General features: G+C 41.4%; 15 protein-coding genes. All 15 read left to right on the forward strand.

The genetic code is table 11. The annotated features are described in order from the left end of the window. Nucleotides 1-123 precede the first annotated feature (123 nt). The 15 genes from GWQ27_RS18945 (at nt 124) to GWQ27_RS19015 (ending at nt 21777) form a co-directional block, all read left to right on the forward strand. A complete protein-coding gene (locus GWQ27_RS18945) occupies nt 124-1440 on the forward strand; it encodes an ABC transporter ATP-binding protein (RefSeq protein ID WP_275908054.1) in 1317 nt (438 codons plus the stop codon). 8 nt (nt 1441-1448) lie between these two features. Then, entirely contained in the window at nt 1449-2195 is a 747-nt protein-coding gene (locus GWQ27_RS18950) for a sulfotransferase domain-containing protein (protein WP_275908055.1), read from the forward strand. A gap of 86 nt (nt 2196-2281) precedes the next feature. After that, nucleotides 2282-5608, forward strand: a complete 3327-nt coding sequence (locus tag GWQ27_RS18955; RefSeq protein WP_275908056.1) for a glycosyltransferase — start codon at nt 2282-2284, stop codon at nt 5606-5608. An 11-nt stretch (nt 5609-5619) separates the two neighbouring features. After that, on the forward strand, nt 5620-6732 hold the full coding sequence (gene wecB, locus GWQ27_RS18960) for a UDP-N-acetylglucosamine 2-epimerase (non-hydrolyzing) (RefSeq protein WP_005319051.1): 1113 nt from the start codon (nt 5620-5622) through the stop codon (nt 6730-6732). Beyond that, nucleotides 6729-7796 carry a glycosyl transferase gene (locus tag GWQ27_RS18965; RefSeq protein WP_275908057.1) on the forward strand — a complete coding sequence of 356 codons (1068 nt, stop codon included), beginning with the start codon at nt 6729-6731 and terminating at the stop codon, nt 7794-7796. The genes wecB and GWQ27_RS18965 overlap by 4 nt, the downstream gene beginning before the upstream one ends. Nucleotides 7797-9120: 1324 nt before the next feature. Next, a complete protein-coding gene (locus tag GWQ27_RS18970; RefSeq protein ID WP_275908058.1) occupies nt 9121-10851 on the forward strand; it encodes an SLC13 family permease in 1731 nt (576 codons plus the stop codon). A 589-nt stretch (nt 10852-11440) separates the two neighbouring features. Beyond that, the gene (locus GWQ27_RS18975) at nt 11441-12235 is read left to right on the forward strand and encodes a glycosyltransferase family 2 protein (RefSeq protein ID WP_275908059.1); all 795 of its coding nucleotides are present in this window, start codon (nt 11441-11443) and stop codon (nt 12233-12235) included. After that, a complete protein-coding gene (locus tag GWQ27_RS18980) occupies nt 12235-13191 on the forward strand; it encodes an NAD-dependent epimerase/dehydratase family protein (RefSeq protein ID WP_275908060.1) in 957 nt (318 codons plus the stop codon). The genes GWQ27_RS18975 and GWQ27_RS18980 overlap by 1 nt, the downstream gene beginning before the upstream one ends. Then, the gene (locus GWQ27_RS18985; RefSeq protein ID WP_275908061.1) at nt 13191-14216 is read left to right on the forward strand and encodes a glycosyltransferase family 4 protein; all 1026 of its coding nucleotides are present in this window, start codon (nt 13191-13193) and stop codon (nt 14214-14216) included. The genes GWQ27_RS18980 and GWQ27_RS18985 overlap by 1 nt, the downstream gene beginning before the upstream one ends. After that, complete coding sequence (locus GWQ27_RS18990) at nt 14213-16198, forward strand: nucleoside-diphosphate sugar epimerase/dehydratase (RefSeq protein ID WP_275908062.1); 1986 nt, start codon at nt 14213-14215, stop codon at nt 16196-16198. The genes GWQ27_RS18985 and GWQ27_RS18990 overlap by 4 nt, the downstream gene beginning before the upstream one ends. Before the next feature lie 23 nt (nt 16199-16221). Further along, nucleotides 16222-17502 (forward strand): hypothetical protein, encoded by a 1281-nt coding sequence (locus GWQ27_RS18995; protein ID WP_275908063.1) that lies wholly within the window; start codon nt 16222-16224, stop codon nt 17500-17502. Then, nucleotides 17474-18253 carry a glycosyltransferase family A protein gene (locus tag GWQ27_RS19000; protein ID WP_256684514.1) on the forward strand — a complete coding sequence of 260 codons (780 nt, stop codon included), beginning with the start codon at nt 17474-17476 and terminating at the stop codon, nt 18251-18253. The genes GWQ27_RS18995 and GWQ27_RS19000 overlap by 29 nt, the downstream gene beginning before the upstream one ends. A gap of 1 nt (nt 18254) precedes the next feature. Then, entirely contained in the window at nt 18255-19349 is a 1095-nt protein-coding gene (locus tag GWQ27_RS19005) for a glycosyltransferase (protein WP_275908064.1), read from the forward strand. Beyond that, nucleotides 19346-20488, forward strand: a complete 1143-nt coding sequence (locus GWQ27_RS19010) for a glycosyltransferase family 4 protein (RefSeq protein ID WP_275908065.1) — start codon at nt 19346-19348, stop codon at nt 20486-20488. The genes GWQ27_RS19005 and GWQ27_RS19010 overlap by 4 nt, the downstream gene beginning before the upstream one ends. An 8-nt stretch (nt 20489-20496) precedes the next feature. Further along, entirely contained in the window at nt 20497-21777 is a 1281-nt protein-coding gene (locus GWQ27_RS19015; protein WP_275908066.1) for an exopolysaccharide biosynthesis polyprenyl glycosylphosphotransferase, read from the forward strand. Nucleotides 21778-21780: the final 3 nt, after the last annotated feature.

Raw genomic sequence — 21780 nt, forward strand, 5'->3', positions numbered from 1 at the left:
ACTCTTCAATCTCTTCAGTTAGCACGTAGACAACCTCTGCCGTTGCTCGTGACCACAGCCCTTATTTCGGTTGTCATTTATTGTTATACTCTGTCACCTCGTTAGCTACCTTGTGATTTCTCTATGTCCGAGCCTGTACTTGCCGTTAGCGGTGTCAATAAATCATTTCCCATCTATCGTTCCCCTTGGCAAGCGCTATGGCATGCACTCAATCCAAAGGCTAATGTCAAGGTTTTTCAAGCATTAAGTGATGTTGAACTGACGGTATATCGCGGGGAGACAATCGGAATTGTGGGCCACAATGGGGCGGGCAAGTCGACCTTGCTACAGCTGATCACCGGTGTCATGCAACCTGATTGTGGCCAGATCACACGTGCAGGGCGTGTAGTGGGCCTGTTAGAACTTGGTTCTGGTTTTAACCCTGAATTTACTGGACGGGAAAATATTTTTTTTAATGGCGCTATCTTGGGAATGTCACAGCGAGAGATGAGCGATCGTTTGGAACGGATCCTTTCTTTCGCTGCCATAGGTGATTTTATTGATCAACCTGTTAAAACCTACTCTTCTGGGATGATGGTACGCCTCGCTTTTTCAGTCATCATCAATACTGATCCTGACGTATTGATCATTGATGAAGCATTGGCAGTGGGAGATGATGCATTTCAACGTAAATGCTATGCCAGGCTAAAGCAGTTGCAGTCACAAGGCGTAACGATTCTGCTGGTATCCCATGCAGCAGGCAGCGTGATTGAGCTATGTGACCGTGCAGTATTACTGGACCGAGGTGAGGTGCTGCTTCAAGGGGAGCCCAAAGCAGTGGTACACAACTATCACAAGCTGCTCCATATGGAAGGCGATGAGCGTGCCCGCTTTCGTTATCACTTGCGCCAGACTGGCCGTGGAGACAGTTATATTAGTGACGAATCTACCTCGGAGCCCAAAATTAAGTCTGCCCCCGGCATTTTATCAGCAGACCTTCAGCCTCAGTCTACAGTTTGGTATGAGAGTAAAGGTGCCGTTCTTAGCGATGTACACATTGAAAGCTTGGAGGGAGAAGCCGTTAATATTCTCAATTCTGGTCAACGCTATCGTTATTGCTTTGAAGCCTATTTTGAGCAAGAAGCTTTTGAAGTCGGCTTTGGTATGATGATTAAAACTCGTTCCGGCGTTGATCTTGGTGGAGCAACCTCAACTCGTAACCACGAACATCGCTTGGCTTATGTTGCTGCGGGCAGTTCTCTAACAGTATCGTATGATTTTGAATGTGCTCTACGAAATGGCACTTATTTCTTGAATTGTGGTTGTTCTGGTCTTATAGATGGAGAACGCACATTTTTGCATCGTGGTGTCGATGTCGCCATGTTTCAAGTCATTTGTGAAAGTGTAGATTCTACAGGTCTGATTGATTTTTCACCTTGCATTAATGTCCACCAGAAATGAGCTTGGTTATGATGGAAAAAATTAATCTTTTTATTATTGGTACCCAAAAAGGTGGGACTACTGCATTAGCTGATTTTTTGGGAAAACATCCTGATATTTACATAGTAGATGGTAAAGAAGCCCATGTTTTTGATAATCCTTTTTTACAGGATGCAGGAATAGATAATATTCAGTGTGCGTACAAACCATTTCTGAAGGCTTATCACGGGCAGTCTGTTCGGTGTGATGCTACACCAGTTTATATGTATTTTCCCGAGATACCAGCCAGACTTAGTCATTATAATGAAGATGCAAAAATCATTATCATATTACGTGATCCCGCTGAACGGGCATTGTCACAATATCATATGGAGCGTCGTCGTGGTGATGAACACCTCCCATACCCTCTTGCTCTGTGTGCAGAAAATAGTCGTTTAAAAAAAGATAATCACCCGTACCTGATTGGCTCAGCCCATAGATTATTTTCTTATCGTACTCGCGGGCATTACTGTAAGCAGTTGGCCAGAATTTTCTCGCTATTTTCGCCCTATCAGGTGTTAGTGCTAACGAACCGTGAACTTCGTCAATTTCATGATGAAACGTTGGATAAAGTGACGAATTTTCTCGGCATAGAGAAGCTCATGGTTGCACAAGAATCTGTATTTAGTGGTAATTATCAGCCTACACTTACGGAGCGCATCTCAACGTGGCTACTAAAGCTATATTTTCTGCCAGAAAAGGTTAGATTACGTTATCGCTACAATATTAAACTGTAATGATGTCATATATGAGTATATTGCAGCATGTTTTTGGACTGGTGCTCTACTATCACCATGTAATTTGATATAGGTTTAATAATAAGATGAAAAATAAAGAGCTTTGGGTCGTGCTAGGTATGCACCGCAGCGGAACGAGCGCGATGAGTAAGGCGTTAGCTGTATTAGGTGCAAGGCATGGAAACTATGTAACTGCAGCAGCAGAGGATAACCCAAAGGGTTTCTGGGAAGATGCGGAAATTGTTGCTTTTAATGATGGATTATTAGGCTCACTAGGAATGGGGTGGTTTGATTTAGCCGAAATCCCTCAGGGGTTATTTGATCTCCCTTATTGGCACCAAAAAAGAGCACAGGCTAGATTATTGATGCAAGCAAGGCTGGCTGACTGCTCATGCTTTGCATTAAAAGATCCTCGGCTTTGTCGATTGTTACCTTTTTGGCAGTCAGTCTGGTCTGATCTTGATGTTCGTGTTCGCTATGTCGTTAGTTTACGCGAGCCCGGTGGCGTTATGCAGTCGCTGTTGACTCGTAACCAGTTTTATCCTGGTTACTCAGCAGCACTTTGGCTACGTTATTTGTTCGATATCGTGAATGGACTAGGTAGCAATAATACTGCATTGGTAGTTGACTACTCCGCTTTGCTATCTGCCCCTGCCGAGCAGCTTATGCGTATGTCTACCTATCTTGAACGTTCGTGTGATGTTCATAAGCTTACAGAGTTTGTTAGTGAATTTCTGGATAGAGAGCTGAACCATGGCGCTATAGCTGGAGATAGTCCACTCTGTGATTTAGCAGAATATTGTTATCGCCAAATTTGTTCATTAGAGCAGATCAGTAACCGTACTGCTGCAATGCTTGCTCCCTGCTTACCTGCATTTTCTGCATTGACACAGGCCATGCGTGAAGATTCGCGTTACATTGATGGGCTTCATAATAGCAAGACATGGCATCAATTGGGAGAACGACACGAACAGACTCTATTCGATTTGAATAGCCAAATCGTTCGCATCGATGCAGAGATATTCGAGTATAATAAGCAGCTTAGAGGTGAAATTAATCGACTCGATGCTACTGCTTTAGTAAGAGATGAGGCTCAACGTGAGCATGAACGCTGGCTGAAGCAGTTATCAACGCATCTTGCAGAGCAACAGAAAAACTATAGTCATCTACATCTGGAGCTGCAGCAACAGTTAGCTGAGCTACAGTCTGACTATTCAGATTCAATTGCTGAGCAGAAGTCGCAACTTCAACAGTTGGCTACAGCACAAACGGCAGCGCTGCAACATCTATATGCATCAGTGTTCTGGAAGCGGCGCCTAGCAAAACGCTATATAGCGGCCCTGTATCGCCGAACAAAGCCAATAGTAAGACCATTTTTACCATTAATACCGACATTCATAGCACAGCGTATTAGGGCTTTGCTTGATAATTACTTGTTGAATAAACCTGTAATATCACCTTCTGCTATGCCTGTATATTCCGAATACATAGCATCGGATACGGCTGATTTTAAACTTAATCCACTAGTGAATGTTGCCCGTCACGCGCCTACTAATGGCCTCGATATTATCGTTTTCCCTGTTATTGATTGGGCCTTTAGAATCCAGCGACCACAGCACTTGGCAAGAGAGCTTGCCGCACTTGGTCATCGGGTCTTTTATTTAACCACTACTTTTCATCACTCAAAACAACCAGGGTTTGTTTTACAAGATAATCCAGCTCCGAATGTATTTATTTGTCAACTGAATTTAGCTGGTATACATCCAGTTATTTATCAAACATTGCCGGATAGTAGAGTACTTGAAAATCTATATCAGTCTGTGGAGATCCTGCGTCAGCAGCTCAATATTAAACGTTCAGTTGCATTAATTGATTTACCATTCTGGCATTTAGTTGCAGCTGCTATACCTGCTTGTCAATTAGTTTATGATTGCATGGATCATCATGCAGGATTTTCTACTAATAGTGAGGAAATGCATCAGCAAGAATGTAAATTATTGCACTCTGCAGATTTGGTTATTACAACAGCAGCAAGATTGTCTGAGCATATTTCACGTGAGCGTGAAAATACTGTTGTTCGTAATGCTGCCGAGGTTAGTTTTTTCTCTAAAAAAACAGAGCAATATTTGTATCACTCTGATAGACCAGTCGTTGGATATTATGGTGCTATTTCTGAGTGGTTTGATATTGATCTAGTTATAACTGCTGCAAAAAATTATCCTCAATGGGATTTTGTGTTAGTAGGTAATACCTTTGGGTGTGATACAAAAAATGCTGAGAAAATTGAGAATATTCACTTTATAGGAGAAGTCCCATATAGTGACCTGCTGGGTTATTTGAACGCATTTGATATTTGCACCATTCCTTTCAAGCTCGTTGAGCTCACAATGTGCACAAATCCTGTAAAGGTTTATGAGTATTTGGCCGCAGGTAAGCCAGTCGTTGCAACGGCAATGCCCGAGGTGCAGCTTATTGAGGAGCTGCTACATATTGCTCATTCTTCAGAGGACTTCATCACCAAACTCGATTTGGCAATGAAGGAGGTGGGTAATGAGGCCTTATCTCAAGAGCGTAGTGACTGGGCGAAGCAGCATGACTGGGCTAGCCGCGCATATCAGCTTTCACATTTAGTATCAGAAATCACACCAAAAGTTAGTGTTATTGTGTTGACCTATAATAACTTAGATATGACGAAAGCCTGTCTTGATAGTATTGAAAGATTCACTCATTATCCAAATCTGGAGTTGATTATTGTCGACAATGCTTCATCTGATAATACTCCCGAGTTTTTGAGGGAATATGCAGAAAGTAAAGGGAATGTTACTGTCTGTTTGAATGATGAAAATCTTGGCTTTTCTGCTGGTAATAATGTAGGTTTGAAGATTGCTACTGGAGATTACTTGGTCATTCTGAATAATGATACTTATGTAACCGAAGGATGGTTAGATGGGTTGATTAGGGCTCTTAAACGTAATCCTGAATTAGGCTTAGTTGGGCCCGTGACTAATAATATTGGTAATGAAGCGAAGATAAATGTCAACTATAACGATATGCTAGAGATGGCAGTCATGGCTCGTAAATATACTTATCAGCACATAGGTAAATTATATCTAGTGGATTGTGCTGCTTTCTTCTGCGTGATGTTTTCGCGTAAGGTATATGAAGACGTTGGTCTTATGGAGGAGGCGTTTGGTGTTGGATTCTTTGAGGATGATGATTATTGCAACAGAGTGAGGGCTGCAGGTTATCAGATTGCTGTTGTTGAAGATGTTTTTGTTCATCATCATCTTTCGGCAAGTTTTGATAAACTTAAAGTAGAAGTTAAGCAGGCGTTATTTGAAAAAAACAAAGTGATATATGAGAAAAAATGGGGGGATTGGGTTCCTCATAAATATCGTCCAGGTGTGCATTAATCGAGGGTTGTATGAAAAAGAAGATTATGTGTGTAATAGGTACTCGACCTGAAGCGATCAAAATGGCTCCGGTTATTAAAGCTTTTCAAAAGGCTGATGATTTTTTAGTATCAGTACTTGCGACTGCTCAGCATCGTGATCTACTTGATCAAGCCTTTACTCTTTTTGATATTCATGCTGATTATGATCTTAACGTTATGACTCCTGGGCAAACTTTGCCAGAATTGACCGCCAAATTAATGGTTAGCATTGACCAGACTCTTTCTGAAGCAAAACCAGATATGGTCATTGCTCAAGGTGATACAACAACAGTGTTCGTTACAGCACTGGCCTGTTTTTATAGAAAAGTTCCCTTTGCTCATCTTGAAGCTGGCTTACGTACACATGATTTATATTCGCCGTTTCCTGAAGAAGCTAATCGAATATTAGCAGGGAATTTAGCTGCATTACATTTCGCACCTACGCAAATTTCTCAGCAAAACTTATTGAATGAGGGGATGAATCCCAAGTCAATATTCGTTACAGGAAATACAGTAATTGATGCTTTACTTGAAACCGCTAAAAAAGATTTCTCTTTGGGTGTTCAATTACCTGATGATAAAAGAGTAGTATTGGTAACATCGCATCGTAGAGAGAACTTTGGTCAGCCAATAATTAATATATGTCAGTCAATATTGGCACTGGTAGAGAAGTATTCTGACATTGTAATTGTATTTCCTGTGCATCCTAATCCTAATATTAGGATGGTGACAGAACAGTATCTTATAAATCATGATCGGATTAAGTTGGTACCACCTTTTGATTATGGTCCATTTGTTACTGCAATGAAGAGAGCATATATTATCTTGACTGACTCGGGCGGTGTTCAAGAAGAAGCTCCTGCTCTGGGTAAGCCTGTACTTGTATTACGGCAGGATACTGAGCGACCAGAGGCGGTGACTGAAGGGGGCGTTAAATTAGTTGGAACGGAGAAAGAGGATATTTTTAGAGAGGTGTCTCAGCTGTTGGATGATCCGATTGAATATGAAAATATGGCTAAAGGTTCTTCACCTTACGGTGATGGTCATGCAAGTGAACGTATAGTGAAAATAGTCCGTGATTACTTTGGATCTTCATTAGCATGAAGATGGTTTATCTTTCACCGGTGCCCTGGCTGAGTATCAGTCAGCGGCCCCACTTCTTCGTGCAAGAAGCGTTAAAACAAAAATTTAATGAGGTGCTTTGGGTTGATCCATACCCAGGCCGTTTACCTGGACTCCAGGATTTTATTCCTGGGCGACATACGGCTGAGCCTACAGGGATTACCACACTTGCAGGCTTACAGGTTTTGAATGCCGGCGTAATTATTCCTATTGAACCATTTGGATTGCTTTTTGATGTAGTTAACTACATTTCATTGTCAAAAATACTCCAGCATATCGTTGATTTTATAGATTGTGATGACTGTATTTTGGTTTTTGGAAAACCGAGCCGGTTAGCACTCTCCCTGATCAAGAAATTACGATGGAATACTATCTGGTTTGATGCAATGGATAACTATCCAGCATTTTATAACTCTCTTTCTAAAATTAGAATGCAACAGTTAGAGAATGAAGTCGTATCGTATTCAAATAAATTAACTTGCTCTAGTTATCGATTAGCAGAAAAATTTTCAAAAAATAATTCGGTATTGGTTATACAAAATGCTACGGCTCCTTATATCGAGTCAATAGGGGAAGGTAAACCAGCTAACGATGGCTTTTTATATATTGGCACAATAGCAAGCTGGATCGATTGGACTTGGATTATAAAGTTAGCGAATGAAAATAAAAGTAAAATAATTGCTATGTATGGCCCAATTAAAACAAGAGTGCCAGCTTTACCAAGTAACGTAGTTTTGTTTGATCCTATACCCCATGGTAATGTGAAGGAACTATTAGAATCTTACTCGACTGCGATCATACCTTTTAAAGATAATGAAATTACAAAGTACGTTGATCCAGTAAAGTTTTATGAATATCAAGCTGCAGGTTTAGATATAATCTCAACAATATTTGGTGAGATGAACTGGCATTTTGAGATGTGCAAGTCCCTTGGTCAGCAATGTGATATAGATGAAGCTAATAACTGTATTTATTTTCATAATAGTGGCGATGCAATAATTCATACCTGGTCTACCCGTCTTAAGGGAGTCTTTAATGAAATTTGATTTTTCATCTGATGCCAGGGCATCATGTTTAATCTTTATTATGGGTATTTTTTTAGCCTAGGTATTATTATGAATCCAGGGTATTTCAGTCATGATGAAATATCTTGGGGCTTAAAAGCTCTTGACTCAAATAACTTTAATTTCTCGCATGTTTCATCTTATGATGATTTTCATTATCGTTCTCTTAACTTTAATCTATGGTTACTTTTATCTCATTATTTTTTGATTTTCCACAGCTCTTTCATCTTATTATATTATCTTGGGAGTTAGCTAATTCAATATTTTTTATTTAGTATTGATCCGATTGAATTTTGAGCGAAGCTCAGCATTGATCGCCGCTATAGTTAGTACTATTATGCCTAGCATAGTATTTGTTAATGGTTGGATAGGTACGATTGCTGATATAGCTTGGTTATTCTTTTGTTTAATATCATTTTTAACATATATTATTTTTAGAGGCGTGATAGGATATTTTTCTTCTTTGTTGCTATTTATTATGGCATTAATGTTCAAAGAGACGGCAGTCGTTTACCCCGGGATTGTATTTATTTATCTTGTGTATGAACGCTTTAGTAGCAAGCGTACACTTGCATACTTTTTTAGTAACAGCTGTTACTTTTATTTTATATTTATTTTGTTAGGGGTAGTGTTGTTTTCTTATATTTCTTGGCATTTTTTTGAGAAGCCGGTAATGCATTTTAGTAAAAATCTATTAAATAAGAAGAATGAAAAACTATAATAACTTGAAATTGAGTTAATTATTTGGTTTTTTGGAGGCGGGGCTTTACTCAGATCAAGTATCCTATAGTAGGGGCTCTTTATTTTTACTAAGCTTTTTTGTAGAGGTTTTTATCTAGGCACTATTTTCTGCCGTGTATCTATGTGGATACCAGCGGGGAGTATCACGAGATGCTATTATGTCGTGAAAAACTGGTAAATAAGGTTGTTGCTTGGTGGGCTCACCTCAGCTGAATAAAATACGCTTAACCATAGATTGCTATCCGCTGATGAGGACTATTGGATTGTAAGCCGGCACTCTTGCCCTACACTATTGCAGAAGTACTCCAGACTGCCCTTATGGAGAAAAAGATAATTGAGGTATAATGTTAATGTTTAAAAGCAGGTGTGTTTATATTTTTGCTGCTAATAAAGTAAATCTATAATTACATTTTCTTACCTCTGGATAGTGTTGACGATAGTAACAGTACACTTATCGCTCGCTTGCTACATCAGTCATATCTAATTTACGAAGTTTTAGGTTATTTAGTATGATTCTTGTAAAGATAGCACATGTTTAGTGAGTTAAAGATATTATGGACCTGATATGACCTTTTCTGCTTGGTATGTACTTGCAACGTTCATCATTTCATTAGTCGCATTAGCTAAGTGGCAAGGTAAAGCTGAACCTATCTTTGGTATAACTTTGCTAGCACTCTACTTACCTGGTTTTATCACTAATGAAGCATTACTTGCCAGTGCATCAAATAGTGGTTTATTGACGTTGGTATTATTGATATGTGCAGCATTTGTATTGGAGCGGACTATATTACTCCAACGGTTTGCCGCATGGATGCTCTCTGCTGATTTTAACAAGAGCTGGTGGCGAGTGATGATGTGCAGTATTCTGAGCTCTTCATTGTTAAATAATACAGCGGTTGTTTCAATGCTCATCGGTCCTTTGCGAGAAGCTAGGCGGCATCCTACACGACGTTTGATTTTACCGATGACTTATGCAGTATCTATGGGCGGAATGCTCACGCTGGTCGGGACATCGACTAACCTTATAGTCAATACTATGGTGATTGAGGTAGGTTTACCTGCACTCGATCTTCTTGACTTTTTACCCGTTGGTGCGATTGCAGCTTTGGTTGGGTTGGGGTGGCTGTGGTTAGCAAGAAACTTACTACCCTCCAGACCTTTATATGTTAAAGGAGAAGAAGAACATTATTTAGTTGAAGCTCGTCTAGCGAAATCATCTACCTTGGTTGGTAAGACTATTGCTCAAGCAGGATTACGTCACCTAAGCCAGTTATTTTTAGTTGAAATAGTACGTAAAGATAGAACTATATGCCCGGTGTCACCAGCTACTATATTGGTCGCAGGGGATAGGTTGCTATTTTCTGGTGAACCTACTGCGATTGGTATGCTTGGGCGTTTTCCCGGATTAGTTAGTTATGCTCGCCGTCAAGGGATTAGTGATAAGCAATTGACAGAGGTATTATTGTTACCAGATTCTCCTCTTTGTGGGGGGAAGTTAAGAGACTCTGATTTTCGTGCTAAATTTGATGCAGCTGTGATTGCGATCAAGCGAGATGGTCTTGCGCTTTCAGGTTCATTAGGTGAGCAAGTGCTAACTGCCGGCGATTTTATTATTTTGGCTACAGGTCCTGATTTTTCTGGCCGGAGTAACTTGTCAAAAAATTTCATTGTTATTAAGGGAGCAAAGCCATCTGTTGTATTAACACCTCTAGTCGAATGGTTAATGATTATGGGTTTTATACTATCCGTTGGATTATCGGCACTCGGAGTAATTTCTCTATTTAAAGCAATGGTTTTTTATTTCTCCGGACTGTTATTAAGTGGGGCCTTGAGTCTAAATGAAATTAGGCGACGTTTTCCACTTGGTTTATGGCTAATTGTGATGGCTGCCTTGGCCCTAGCAAAGGCAATGGAGAGTAGTGGTTTAATGGCAAGTTTTTCGAGAATAGTCAGTTATAACTTGGCTGATATTTCTCCAAGATTATCCTTATTAATATTATTAATAGTTACTTGGCTTGTGACAGAGTTAGTAACCAATAATGCTACAGCCGCGATGATGACACCTATAGCACTTGCTTTGGCAAAAGGAATGGGTGTATCTGAAATGCCGTTTGTAATGGCGGTAGCTTATGCTGCCAGTTGTAGTTTTATTAACCCATTCTCATATCAGACTAATCTTATGGCATTGCGTGCAGGGGAGTATTGCATATTAGATTATGTTAAAATGGGATTGCCGCTATCTATTTTTTATATTTCTGTTCTCTTTTTCTCTATTCCTGTGTTTTTTCCATTCTAGGAATAGGTAAACGGTAATCTTGCATGGTAAAATCACTCCATTTTTAATTTAAAGAAAAGATATAAAAATTTGTAGACTACGATTGCTGACTCAAATAAGTCAACAGTTACTAATATGGTTGAAGTGAACTTGTTATATTCTGGGGCTCATAACTTTGCTCTTGATGGTAACAAGAGCAGTTATTGTCTCAAAGGTGGTCTTAGTTTTACTGATAGAGGTCGTGTTGAATGTGACCTAAGCATTGATGAGGTGGTTGTTACAATTATTTATTCTTATTTTAAAAATAACTATAATTTATATCACTATTTATAGTCGATAGAGAGTTAGTAAGGAGGGGGATTTATTGAGTGTGTATTGACGAGTCTACGTCTGAAGGAGTGAAAGTGAAAGATAGACCCTAGAGAACTAGTTAGTGCAGCAGGAGGGGGGGGGGGCTGTTTTTCTGTTTACAGGTGTTGAAAACTCATATCAAACGCCACTTTATATTGCTATAGATAATTGCTGTACACATAGTTGTGTTAACGAAGTATTCGGTTGTCGTTATGCAACATAAGTTCATCAGATTTTTAAAATGAAAGGGTGGTTAACTATGATGACGATCAGTATGGTAATATATCATCCAGATAAAATATCACTGTCTTATTGTCTTACCAGTACTTCGAATGCTGTGGCTGAGGCTAATGTCGATATTCACCTCATTGTGATTGATAACTCCACGAGTTTATCAGAAAGTATTGACTCTATGTGGCTTAGAAAGTATTGGCCATACTCCTATTCGTTTATTCAGTCGCGCACTAACTCAGGGTTTGGCATAGCTCATAATCTGGCGTTGAATAATGGAGCTAAATATCATCTTATATTAAATCCTGATCTGGAACCCAATAGAGATGCATTAGTTAATGCGTTGTACTTTATGACACAGCACCCTGAATGTGGCTTATTAGCACCTTATGCTACTTGGCCCGGTGGTGAGCTGCAGCGGCTTTGTAAGCGTTATCCGACCGTATTTGATTTGTTTCTTCGTGGTTTTGCTCCCGAGATATTCAAAAAAAAATTCCATAGTCGACTTGCTCATTATGAGTTGGCTGATAAAATAAACTCAATAGATGTATTTTGGGACCCGCCGATCGTTAGTGGTTGCTTTATGCTATTCCGCACAGATGTTCTGCAACAGCTCGCGGGATTTGATCCTCGTTTTTTCCTCTATTTTGAAGACTTTGATATCAGTTTACGTGCAGGGAAAATTAGCAGGATTGCCTATGTACCTCAAGTTAAAGTTGTCCATCGTGGTGGCAATGCGTCCCGCAAAGGTTGGCGTCATATCTGGATGTTTGGCCGTTCCATGGTAACTTTCTTCAATATTCACGGTTGGCGTTGGTGGTAATGATAGATATCAAGAGTACTGTTTTTGTCACTGGTGCCAACGGGTTTGTTGGTAAGGCGGTCTGTGAACACCTGCTTGGCTTGGGGGCGGATGTTAAAGGTGCTGTGCGTGGTAATCCGCTAGCATCTTACCAAGTCCAAACCCCTTCTTTAACCGCTGAAGCCAATTGGACACCTCTATTGCAACAGGTGGATGTAGTTGTTCACTGTGCAGCCAGGGTACATGTGATGTCTGATACAGCGACAGATCCCCTGGCGGCTTTTCGAGCGGTGAATACTGAAGGCACCCTCAGTCTTGCTAGGCAGGCGGCTGACGCAGGGGTAAAGCGCTTTATCTTCATCAGCTCGATCAAAGTGAATGGCGAGCATACCGAGCCAGGTAAGCCATTTGATGAGGATGTGCAGAGTCCGCCAGAAGATCCCTATGGACGCTCGAAGTATGAGGCGGAGGAGGGGCTTATGGCACTAGCTAAAGAATGCGACATGGCAGTTACTATCATCCGTCCCCCTCTTATATATGGGAGAGGGGTGAAGGCTAATTTTGCCAGCATGATGATGTGGGTGCGCACAGGGGTTCCGCTACCTTTTGCCCGCTTGAACAATGCACGCAGCCTGTTGGCGTTGCCTAATCTGTGTGACTTCATTGCCAATGCGATGGAACACCCTGCCGCAATGAACCAGGCTTTTCTGGTTGCAGATCCGGTCGCGGTGTCGACATCGCAGTTGTTGACGGCGATTGCTGATGCAGAAGGTGTTGCCTGTCGGCTGTTTTATCTCCCACCAGGGGTGATAAGATTGCTTGGCCGCTGTTTGGGTATGGATGCCAAGCTGCAACGGATTTATGGCTCTCTGGAAATGGATACCGGTAAGGCTCAGAGGCGATTACAATGGTCGGCACCCTATTCGCTCTCTCAGATCCTATCTCTGATGGCATCTTCCCATAGTGAGTCGTCTTGATGTTGGTATTTGTTTTGTTGTTGATTTTTTGTCTGTTTTTCTCAATCACCATGACAGGCTTGCTTAGGCGTTACGCCGAGACCCGCTTGCTTGACCAACCCAATCATCGCAGTTCGCATCAGGTGCCTACCCCGAGAGGCGGTGGAATGGCCATTGTAACTACCTTTCTGTTGGCTGCCCCTTTGTTCGTCGCCCTGATCCCACTGCCATATGGCATATCCCAGAGCAGTTTCGCATTGATATGGGCTGCGGCTTTGGGGGTTGCACTGGTTGGTTTTATGGATGACCACATATCTCTTAAGCCTCGAACCCGTCTGATTGTGCAGAGTATTGTGGCGGCCTTGGTGGTATCTGCTGTGGATGGTTTGCCTGAACTGACCTTTTTGGGCTGGCAGCTGGATCTCGCTTGGTTCGGTTATCTACTGGCCTGGCTGGGGGTGATCTGGTTTATCAATCTGTACAACTTTATGGATGGTATCGATGGCTTGGCGGCAGTTGAGGGCGTTGTCGTCTGCCTTTTCATAGCATTATTTCATTATCTGGTTGGGGGGGAGTGGTCGTCTGCTGGCTTGACTCTGTTACTGGGGATCTCCACTGCGGGCTTCTTGTGCTGGAATTTTCCGCCTGCCAGGATTTTTATGGGGGATGGTGGCAGTGGTTTTCTTGGCTTGATGCTGGCTGCCATGATGCTGCTGGATGCCGCCTCCGCCCCCCAATTCCTGTGGGCATGGCTTGTCATGCTCGGGGTATTTGTGGTTGATGCCACCTGGACTTTACTGAACCGCTATCGTCTGAAGTGTCGTCTGAGCGAGGCTCATCGAACTCATGGCTATCAATATTTGGCGAGACGTTGGCAGAGCCATCGAAACGTGACATTGACTGTGCTTCTTATAAATAGCCTCTGGCTTGCGCCGATCGCTGTCATGATTGTATTGGGCCAGCTCGATGGTGCTATCGGTCTGGTCATTGCCTACTTGCCGTTAGCTTTTCTTGCGTATCACCTGAATGCAGGAGTACCAGAATGAGAAATGAGCTTTTACCCGGTGGTAGCTGGATACTGACCTGCCTGGGTTCCCTTTCACGTGCCAGCAAGCGTGCCGTATCTGTCGCCGTTGATATGATCCTGATCACAATGACCTATTGGGGGGCGTACTGGATCAGGCTTGAACATGGTTGGCCAATCCATAGCCCCCATCACTGGGCACTGCTCGGCGCAATTATCATCGTCAGTATCAGTTTGTTTGTGCGTCTGGGTCTTTATCGTGCAGTGTTACGATATGTCAGCTTTCGTGTGCTCTGGACAATCTCGCTGGGGGCATTTCTTTCAACCTGCTTCTTTGTTATTTCTGCGTTTTACTTCGATATCTTCCTGCCTAGAACGGTATCGGTTATCTATCTCTCCTTTCTCGTGATACTGGTCGGTGGTGTGCGGTTGTTTTTCCGGGCGCTGCTCAATACCACCCGTCTGGCGCGTACTCAGGTATTGATCTACGGTGCGGGCTCTTCTGGGCGCCAGTTGCAAATGGCCTTGTTGCAAGGCAATGAATTTTATCCAGTCGCCTTTGTAGATGATGATTCTACAAAACAGGGATGCGTGATCCAAGGATGTACTGTTTACCACAGCGCTCAGCTACCTACCCTGATTGATCATTATGGCGTGCAGAAGATCTTATTGGCCATGCCGAGCAGTACCAGAGCACGCCGTCAGGAGGTGATTAATGCGCTTGAGCCGCTTTCTTGCGAAGTGCTCTCTATCCCGGGAATGGCCGATTTGGTCAACGGCTCTGCACGCATTGATCAGCTCAATGAGGTCTCCATAGATGATCTGTTGGGCAGAGACCCAGTAGAGCCGGTGACCAAACTGATGGAAGCAAATATCACAGGCAAAGCGGTCATGGTTACTGGTGCCGGCGGCTCCATTGGTTCTGAGCTCTGTCGCCAGATCTTGCGGTGCCGACCATCAGCCCTGGTACTGTTCGAACTATCTGAGTACGCCCTCTATGTCTTGCACAAGAACCTGCGTGAACAGTGTCAGTGTGAAGGAATCGAAACGGATCTGGTGCCGTTGCTGGGTTCAGTACAGCGCCAGCATCGCCTCAAGACTGTGATGCAGAGCTTTCGGATCCAAACCGTCTACCATACCGCTGCTTACAAACATGTTCCGCTGGTTGAGTTCAACATCATTGAAGGGGTGCGTAACAACGTATTTGGCACGCTTTATGCTGCGCAAGCCGCTATTGAGACTGGTGTGGAAACATTCGTGCTCATCTCTACCGATAAAGCCGTGCGGCCAACCAACACCATGGGGGCAAGCAAGCGTCTGGCCGAGTTGATATTGCAAGCCTTGACCCGCGAGAAGCACAACACCCGTTTTTGTATGGTGCGCTTTGGCAATGTGCTCGGCTCTTCAGGCTCAGTGGTGCCGTTATTCAGACAGCAGATAGATAAAGGAGGGCCCATCACCCTGACTCACCCCGATATCATCCGTTACTTCATGACGATACCTGAGGCTGCCCAGCTGGTGATCCAGGCGGGTGCAATGGGGGAGGGGGGGGACGTCTTTGTTCTCGACATGGGGCAACCGGTACGGATCATGGAACTGGCCAAACGCATGATACGCCTGAGCGGCCTGACACTGCGTGATGAGCTGCGGCCCGATGGTGATATTGCCATCGAGGTGACAGGTTTACGGCCGGGTGAAAAGCTCTACGAAGAGTTACTGATTGGTGATGATGCCAGAGGAACCGACCATCCTCGGATTATGGTGGCACAAGAGAGCTGGCTGCCCTGGTTGCGACTGCGGCCCTTGCTGGCTTCGCTGGATGATGCCTGTCACCGTTTTGATCAACAGCAAGTACGTGACATTCTGATGCATGCGCCTGCTGCGTTTGAACCTACAGATGGAATATGTGATCTAGTGTGGCTTGCAAAACAGCAACAGACAGAAAGAAACAATGTTGTTAAGTTATCTGTACATAATGTGGATTTCTTATTGGCTAATAACTGAGCCGCCATGATGAGACAACCTGAATGTTATTAGCCCAAGTTTTGGCATTTTATAAAAACCATGCTGCAATTATTGCCAATATTGTTTTTTTGTTATTTGAAAAGGCTGTAGCTGTAGGTCTGGTTTTTTTTTGTGAAGGAGTCATAAGCCACTTGCTTGGTATCTCTCTTTACGGCAAATGGCTCTATTCTATAAATTTAACAATTTTATTTTCATCTTTTGCGTTGATTGCTGGTTCTGAAGTTGTAGTTCCGGCGTTAGTGCGTCATCCACGTTTGCATTGGAAGATATTAACTTCAGTATTTATATTGCGCTTTTCATCAGCGCTTCTTGCTTTTTTCATCGGAATTTTCTATGCATTTTTTTTTGTTGAAGATCAAGATATAAAGTTAATGCTAACGTTGTTGACATGTGCGGTCATTTTCAATGAGCCATTTTCAGTTATTGCAAACTTTTATCAGGCACAAACAAAAATTGGAGTGGTTGTTGCTATCCGTCTCTCTGTCTTATTACTAAGAGTTCTTTTGGTGTTTATAGCCCTTTCAATTTCATCCACTCTTGTCATTTACTCAACTAGAGTGATGGAAGCATTGTTTTTAGCTATTGCATTGTGCTTTTTAATCATATCTCGAGGTGGTATCTGGGATTGGGATAAAACGGTATCTCTTATAATGCTGAAGAGAGGTATCATGCTTTGGATACCATTGATCTTGATGCTTATATACATGCGACTAGACCGTCTATTTGTTGAGTATTATTTGGGGTTTGAAGAACTGGCTACGTATGGTGTTGCCAATCAAATTCTTGAACAAGCGGTGCTCATAATAAGTATAGTTGTACAGTCGATCGCACCGATAATGTTATATGGACGAAAAGTTAAAAGTATCCGCACAGTCATTTTATATATTTTACTCTTCACGTTCTTCTTGCAATTACTGGGATGGGTATGGCTGAGCGATATTATTTTACTGATATTTGGTCAACATTACCAGCCAGCAACAGCATTGGCGAAAATGATGTTGCCTGCACTGTCATTTATGGCAGTAGATAGTATATTGATGCAACGATTATATCGTGATGGGAAATATATATTAATACTTTTTAAGTGGTCATTTCTTTCTATTGTTAGTTTTTTTAATTACTGGGTGCTTTTGAGTGTTTTTCGTTCTGGTGAAATATATATAGTTTACGTGTTCAATGCTCTTTTGATGATGATTACTACTATATTATTATGTTTCACTTATACCTATTCGGGGCAGTGTGTCCGGGGGCTGGATGATTACAATAGTAACACCGACTTATAATAGAGCATATTTTCTGCCAAGGTTATATAGAAGTTTGTGTCGGCAAAATATACGTTGTTTTGAATGGTTGATAATTGATGATGGTAGTACAGACCACACATTTGATTTTATTTCAAGATGTATAGGAAGTGCTGATTTTAAAGTTAACTATCATTATCAAAAAAATGGTGGTAAGCATCGTGCTATAAATACAGCTATATCACGAGCATCAGGTGATTGGATCCTCATTGTTGATAGTGATGATTTATTAATGCATGATGCAGTTGAGAAGCTATATCGATATATCAATGATATTGACTCTGAGTTTGTCGGTATGTGTTTTAGAAAGGCTACTTTATCAGGTCATATTATTGGCGCTTTGGAAGTGTCATTCAATAAGACAATGGTGATGAATCCAACGATGGCTGGGCATATCCTTAAAGGAGATTTAGCTTACTTATTTCGTACGAAAGTAATGAAGATATGTCCTTTTCCAGAATTCAAAAATGAAAATTTTGTACCAGAGTTATATGTATGGAATAAAATTTCTGATGTAGGAAAGATAATGTTTTATGTAGATCAGATAATATATATATGCGAGTATCTTCCTGATGGTTACACCAATAACTTCAAAAGAAATTTGAAAAGCAACCCTCATGGTTTTGGGGTTTTCTATAGAGATCAAATCATCCGAGATGTTAGATGGATAGGGAAGATTAAAGCGTGTATCAGGAGTTTTCAATGTATTATTTACAGCTGCTTAAGAAAATAGTATGAAAATTGCTATTGTTATAACAGGCCTTGGCATGGGAGGGGCTGAACGACAAGTTTGTGATTTGGCAGATCAATTTATTAAAATTGGCCACAAAGTATTACTCATTGTCATGACTGGTGAGATAGTCAATCGCCCATATTCAGCCGAAGTGGATGTAGCTTTATTGAAAATGAGTAAAAATCCACTGAGTTTTGTAAATTCTTATTGGGAGGCCGTTAAATTGCTTCGGCAATATAAACCGGATGTGGTGCACAGCCACATGGTTCATGCAAATTTATTTACTCGATTAGTTAGATTGATGATATTTATTCCTAAGCTCATCTGCTCCGCTCATAGTATCAATGAAGGGGGAGATGTGTATATGCTTGCTTATCGGCTAACGGACCGACTATGTGATTTAAGTACGAATGTAAGTCAGGCGGCGGTCGATATATTCATTAAGCGAGGAGCTGTAGCTGCAGGGCGTATGCAAGTTATGTATAATGGTATTGATACTAGACGCTTTTCTTTTAATGTTGTGAGTCGGATGCAATTACGATTTCAATTAGGAGTAAAAGAGGATGCAATTTTATTGCTAGCTGTCGGGCGATTAACTGCGGCAAAGGACTATAAAAATTTACTAAAAGCATTTGCTAGGCTATCCTCTCAATATTCGTATGTTCAGTTGTTTATTATTGGAGAAGGAGAGGATAAGGCTTATTTGATGTCAATGGTTGCAGCACAAGGTCTAATGGCGAGAGTGCATTTCTTGGGGCTGCGCCATGATATAGAAAAATGGATGAGTGCGGCAGATATATTTGTATTGTCATCTGCTTGGGAGGGATTTTCTTTAGTCGTAGCAGAGGCGATGGCTACTGAGCTGCTAGTGGTAGCTACCGATTGCGGTGGTGTGAAAGAGGTGGTTGGAACTGCCGGTTTGCTTGTTCCGCCACAAGATAGCATACGGTTATCCGCTGCAATAGAACATGCTCTTTTACTTTCACCTCTTGAGAAGGAGGCGATAACCCAGGAGGCTCGCTCACGGGTAATTAACCATTACTCGATTAAGGTAATTAGTCAGCACTGGTTAACTTTATACCAGGATTGCTTATGAGTATACACCTTTGTATGGTGGCCAATACTGCTTGGTCAATGTGGAACTTTCGGGGGGGGCTATTATCTGCTCTTTTACAGCGTGGATATCGCATCACCATTGTTGCACCACCTGATGGTACAGTCTTTTTGCTTTGTGATTTAGGGTGTTCATTTATTCCCTTGACGCTGTCTGCCAAAGGCGTAAATCCATTTGCAGATCTTAAGTTGACATGGGACTTGGTGAAATTGTACCGCAGGATTGATGTCGACTTAATTATCCATTATACAGTAAAGCCGAATATATATGGTTCATTTGCTGCGTGGCTCTGTCATCTACCAACAATATCCATAACAACAGGCTTAGGCTATGCGTTCTTAAATAATGGTTTGATACCAAAAGTTGTTAGGTTGCTTTATAAGTATGCTCTTAAATATCCACGTTTAATAATTTTTTTAAATGAAGATGATCGGAATGAATTCGTTTCGCGGCGAATAATAGATAGTAGAAAGGCTCGCATATTTCCTGGTGAGGGTGTCGATCTTGATTTTTTCTATCCAGTCATAAATCCTTCTAAAGATGATTCAATCCATTTCTTACTTATCGCTCGTCTATTATGGGATAAAGGTGTAGGTGAATATGTTGCAGCAGCCAAGTATGTTCGCAGTGTTTATCCTAATGTAAAGTTTAAATTATTAGGTGATTTTCAGGCTAACAATCCCAGTGCGATTGGTTACGACCAGTTGAAGGTATGGATTAATGAGGGTGTACTTGAGTATCTTGGAACCACACATGATGTTAGACCCGTAATCATGAAAAGTGACTGCGTTGTACTACCCTCTTACAGAGAGGGATTACCACGCACTATGATTGAGGCGGCCGCAATGGCAAAACCGATAATTGTTACCGATGTTCCTGGATGTCGTGATGTAGTTAGGCATGGTGAAACGGGTCTATTATGTGAGGCTAGAAGTATCGAGTCATTGACTTGTGCGATGATAAAATTCATTAATATGAATATAGAGCAGAGAATATCTATGGGGAATTCTGGGCGAACTTTTATTGCTGCGAATTTCGATGAAAAAAAAATAATAAAAATTTACTTGGATATGCTTGAGCACCAATTTTCTGGTGAGTTCGGATTAATAGACAAAAAGTGAAGAGATTAATGCGAAACAACAGTCATCAATTCTTTAGCCGTCACTCTTTTGTACGCGGGCGATTTAATTATGCCATGATGTTCTTTCTGGCCGCATTGATTGCTACTTTGTTACCTGCTTTTTTAATTTGGGGGTGGGGTTTCTGGTATAGTTTTGACTCGGTCAGGGTTAATACCATTTTAGGTATCTTTATTTCGTGCATGATTGCAGGTTTTTCTCTTGATCGCTTTATGATCTATCCTGGTTCACAGGTGCTACCATACATGATTAAAACGGTTACAACTATATATTTGTTGCTATTTGCAATATTATTGATAACTCGTTTTGAGTATAGTCGCAGTGTTATTCTTTGTTCTTATTTACTTGTTTTGATATTGTGTTGGCTCATTTGTCTGTTGGGTGTCATGTATGGTAGAAGAAAATACGCTATTATTCCTGTTGGAAATTATAAGTCTCTGTGTGAGATTGATGGTATAGACTGGTATGTTGTTAATGATTTGACTCTCTTTGACTATTGTTATGATGCTGTAGTCGCGGATCTTAACACTCTTGAGTTACAAGATCAGTGGCAAAGGGTTTTAGCTAACTGCGCATTGTTAAAAACCCCAATTTATGATAGCAAACAAATTTATGAATCTTTAACCGGTAGAGTTAGTTTGGATTTTTTGCATCAAAGTAATTTGGGTGCGATTACCCCGTCATTGTATTATCTTTATATTAAAATGGTTGTTGATATGGTAGCCATCATAGTTGCGCTGCCGTTACTGCTCCCATTAATGCTTGCTACTGCAGCTCTTATAAAAATTGATAGCCCTGGCCCTATATTTTTTTTGCAAAAAAGGGTAGGCCAAGGAAATAAGGATTTTATAATATACAAATTTCGTAGTATGCATGTTAATGCTGAACTGGGTGGTGCTAAGTTTGCTGAGGAACGTGATGGTCGAACAACTCGGGTGGGAGCACTTATTCGAAGATATCGAATTGATGAGTTGCCGCAGTTTTTTAACGTATTAAAAGGGGATATGAGCCTAATTGGCCCTCGGCCAGAGCAAAGAGTATTTGTCGAGAAATTTCAACATGAGCTTCCATTTTATATGTATCGTCATATGGTCCGTCCTGGTATAAGTGGATGGGCTCAGGTCATGTATGGTTACTCAGCAGATATAGACAGCACACGTAAAAAGGTAGAATACGACCTTTACTACATTAAGAATTTCTCTGTATGGCTTGATGTATTAATTGTATTTAAGACAATTAAAACCATGGCAACAGGTTTTGGTGCTCGCTGAGTG

Origin of the sequence: Aeromonas sp. 5HA1, from assembly GCF_029237245.1 — a bacterium.
In the GTDB taxonomy this organism is placed as follows: domain Bacteria; phylum Pseudomonadota; class Gammaproteobacteria; order Enterobacterales; family Aeromonadaceae; genus Aeromonas; species Aeromonas salmonicida.

What these genes read in the sequence shown, in the direction of transcription:
- GWQ27_RS18985 (WP_275908061.1), top strand. Translation starts at nt 13,191, where the DNA reads ATGTTGGTATTTGTTTTGTTGTTGATTTTTTGTCTGTTTTTCTCAATC.
- GWQ27_RS19000 (WP_256684514.1), top strand. Translation starts at nt 17,474, where the DNA reads ATGATTACAATAGTAACACCGACTTATAATAGAGCATATTTTCTGCCA.
- GWQ27_RS18955 (WP_275908056.1), top strand. Translation starts at nt 2,282, where the DNA reads ATGAAAAATAAAGAGCTTTGGGTCGTGCTAGGTATGCACCGCAGCGGA.
- GWQ27_RS18965 (WP_275908057.1), top strand. Translation starts at nt 6,729, where the DNA reads ATGAAGATGGTTTATCTTTCACCGGTGCCCTGGCTGAGTATCAGTCAG.
- GWQ27_RS18990 (WP_275908062.1), top strand. Translation starts at nt 14,213, where the DNA reads ATGAGAAATGAGCTTTTACCCGGTGGTAGCTGGATACTGACCTGCCTG.
- GWQ27_RS18995 (WP_275908063.1), top strand. Translation starts at nt 16,222, where the DNA reads ATGTTATTAGCCCAAGTTTTGGCATTTTATAAAAACCATGCTGCAATT.
- GWQ27_RS18950 (WP_275908055.1), top strand. Translation starts at nt 1,449, where the DNA reads ATGATGGAAAAAATTAATCTTTTTATTATTGGTACCCAAAAAGGTGGG.
- GWQ27_RS18975 (WP_275908059.1), top strand. Translation starts at nt 11,441, where the DNA reads ATGATGACGATCAGTATGGTAATATATCATCCAGATAAAATATCACTG.
- GWQ27_RS19010 (WP_275908065.1), top strand. Translation starts at nt 19,346, where the DNA reads ATGAGTATACACCTTTGTATGGTGGCCAATACTGCTTGGTCAATGTGG.
- GWQ27_RS18945 (WP_275908054.1), top strand. Translation starts at nt 124, where the DNA reads ATGTCCGAGCCTGTACTTGCCGTTAGCGGTGTCAATAAATCATTTCCC.
- GWQ27_RS18970 (WP_275908058.1), top strand. Translation starts at nt 9,121, where the DNA reads ATGACCTTTTCTGCTTGGTATGTACTTGCAACGTTCATCATTTCATTA.
- GWQ27_RS18980 (WP_275908060.1), top strand. Translation starts at nt 12,235, where the DNA reads ATGATAGATATCAAGAGTACTGTTTTTGTCACTGGTGCCAACGGGTTT.
- wecB (WP_005319051.1), top strand. Translation starts at nt 5,620, where the DNA reads ATGAAAAAGAAGATTATGTGTGTAATAGGTACTCGACCTGAAGCGATC.
- GWQ27_RS19005 (WP_275908064.1), top strand. Translation starts at nt 18,255, where the DNA reads ATGAAAATTGCTATTGTTATAACAGGCCTTGGCATGGGAGGGGCTGAA.
- GWQ27_RS19015 (WP_275908066.1), top strand. Translation starts at nt 20,497, where the DNA reads ATGCGAAACAACAGTCATCAATTCTTTAGCCGTCACTCTTTTGTACGC.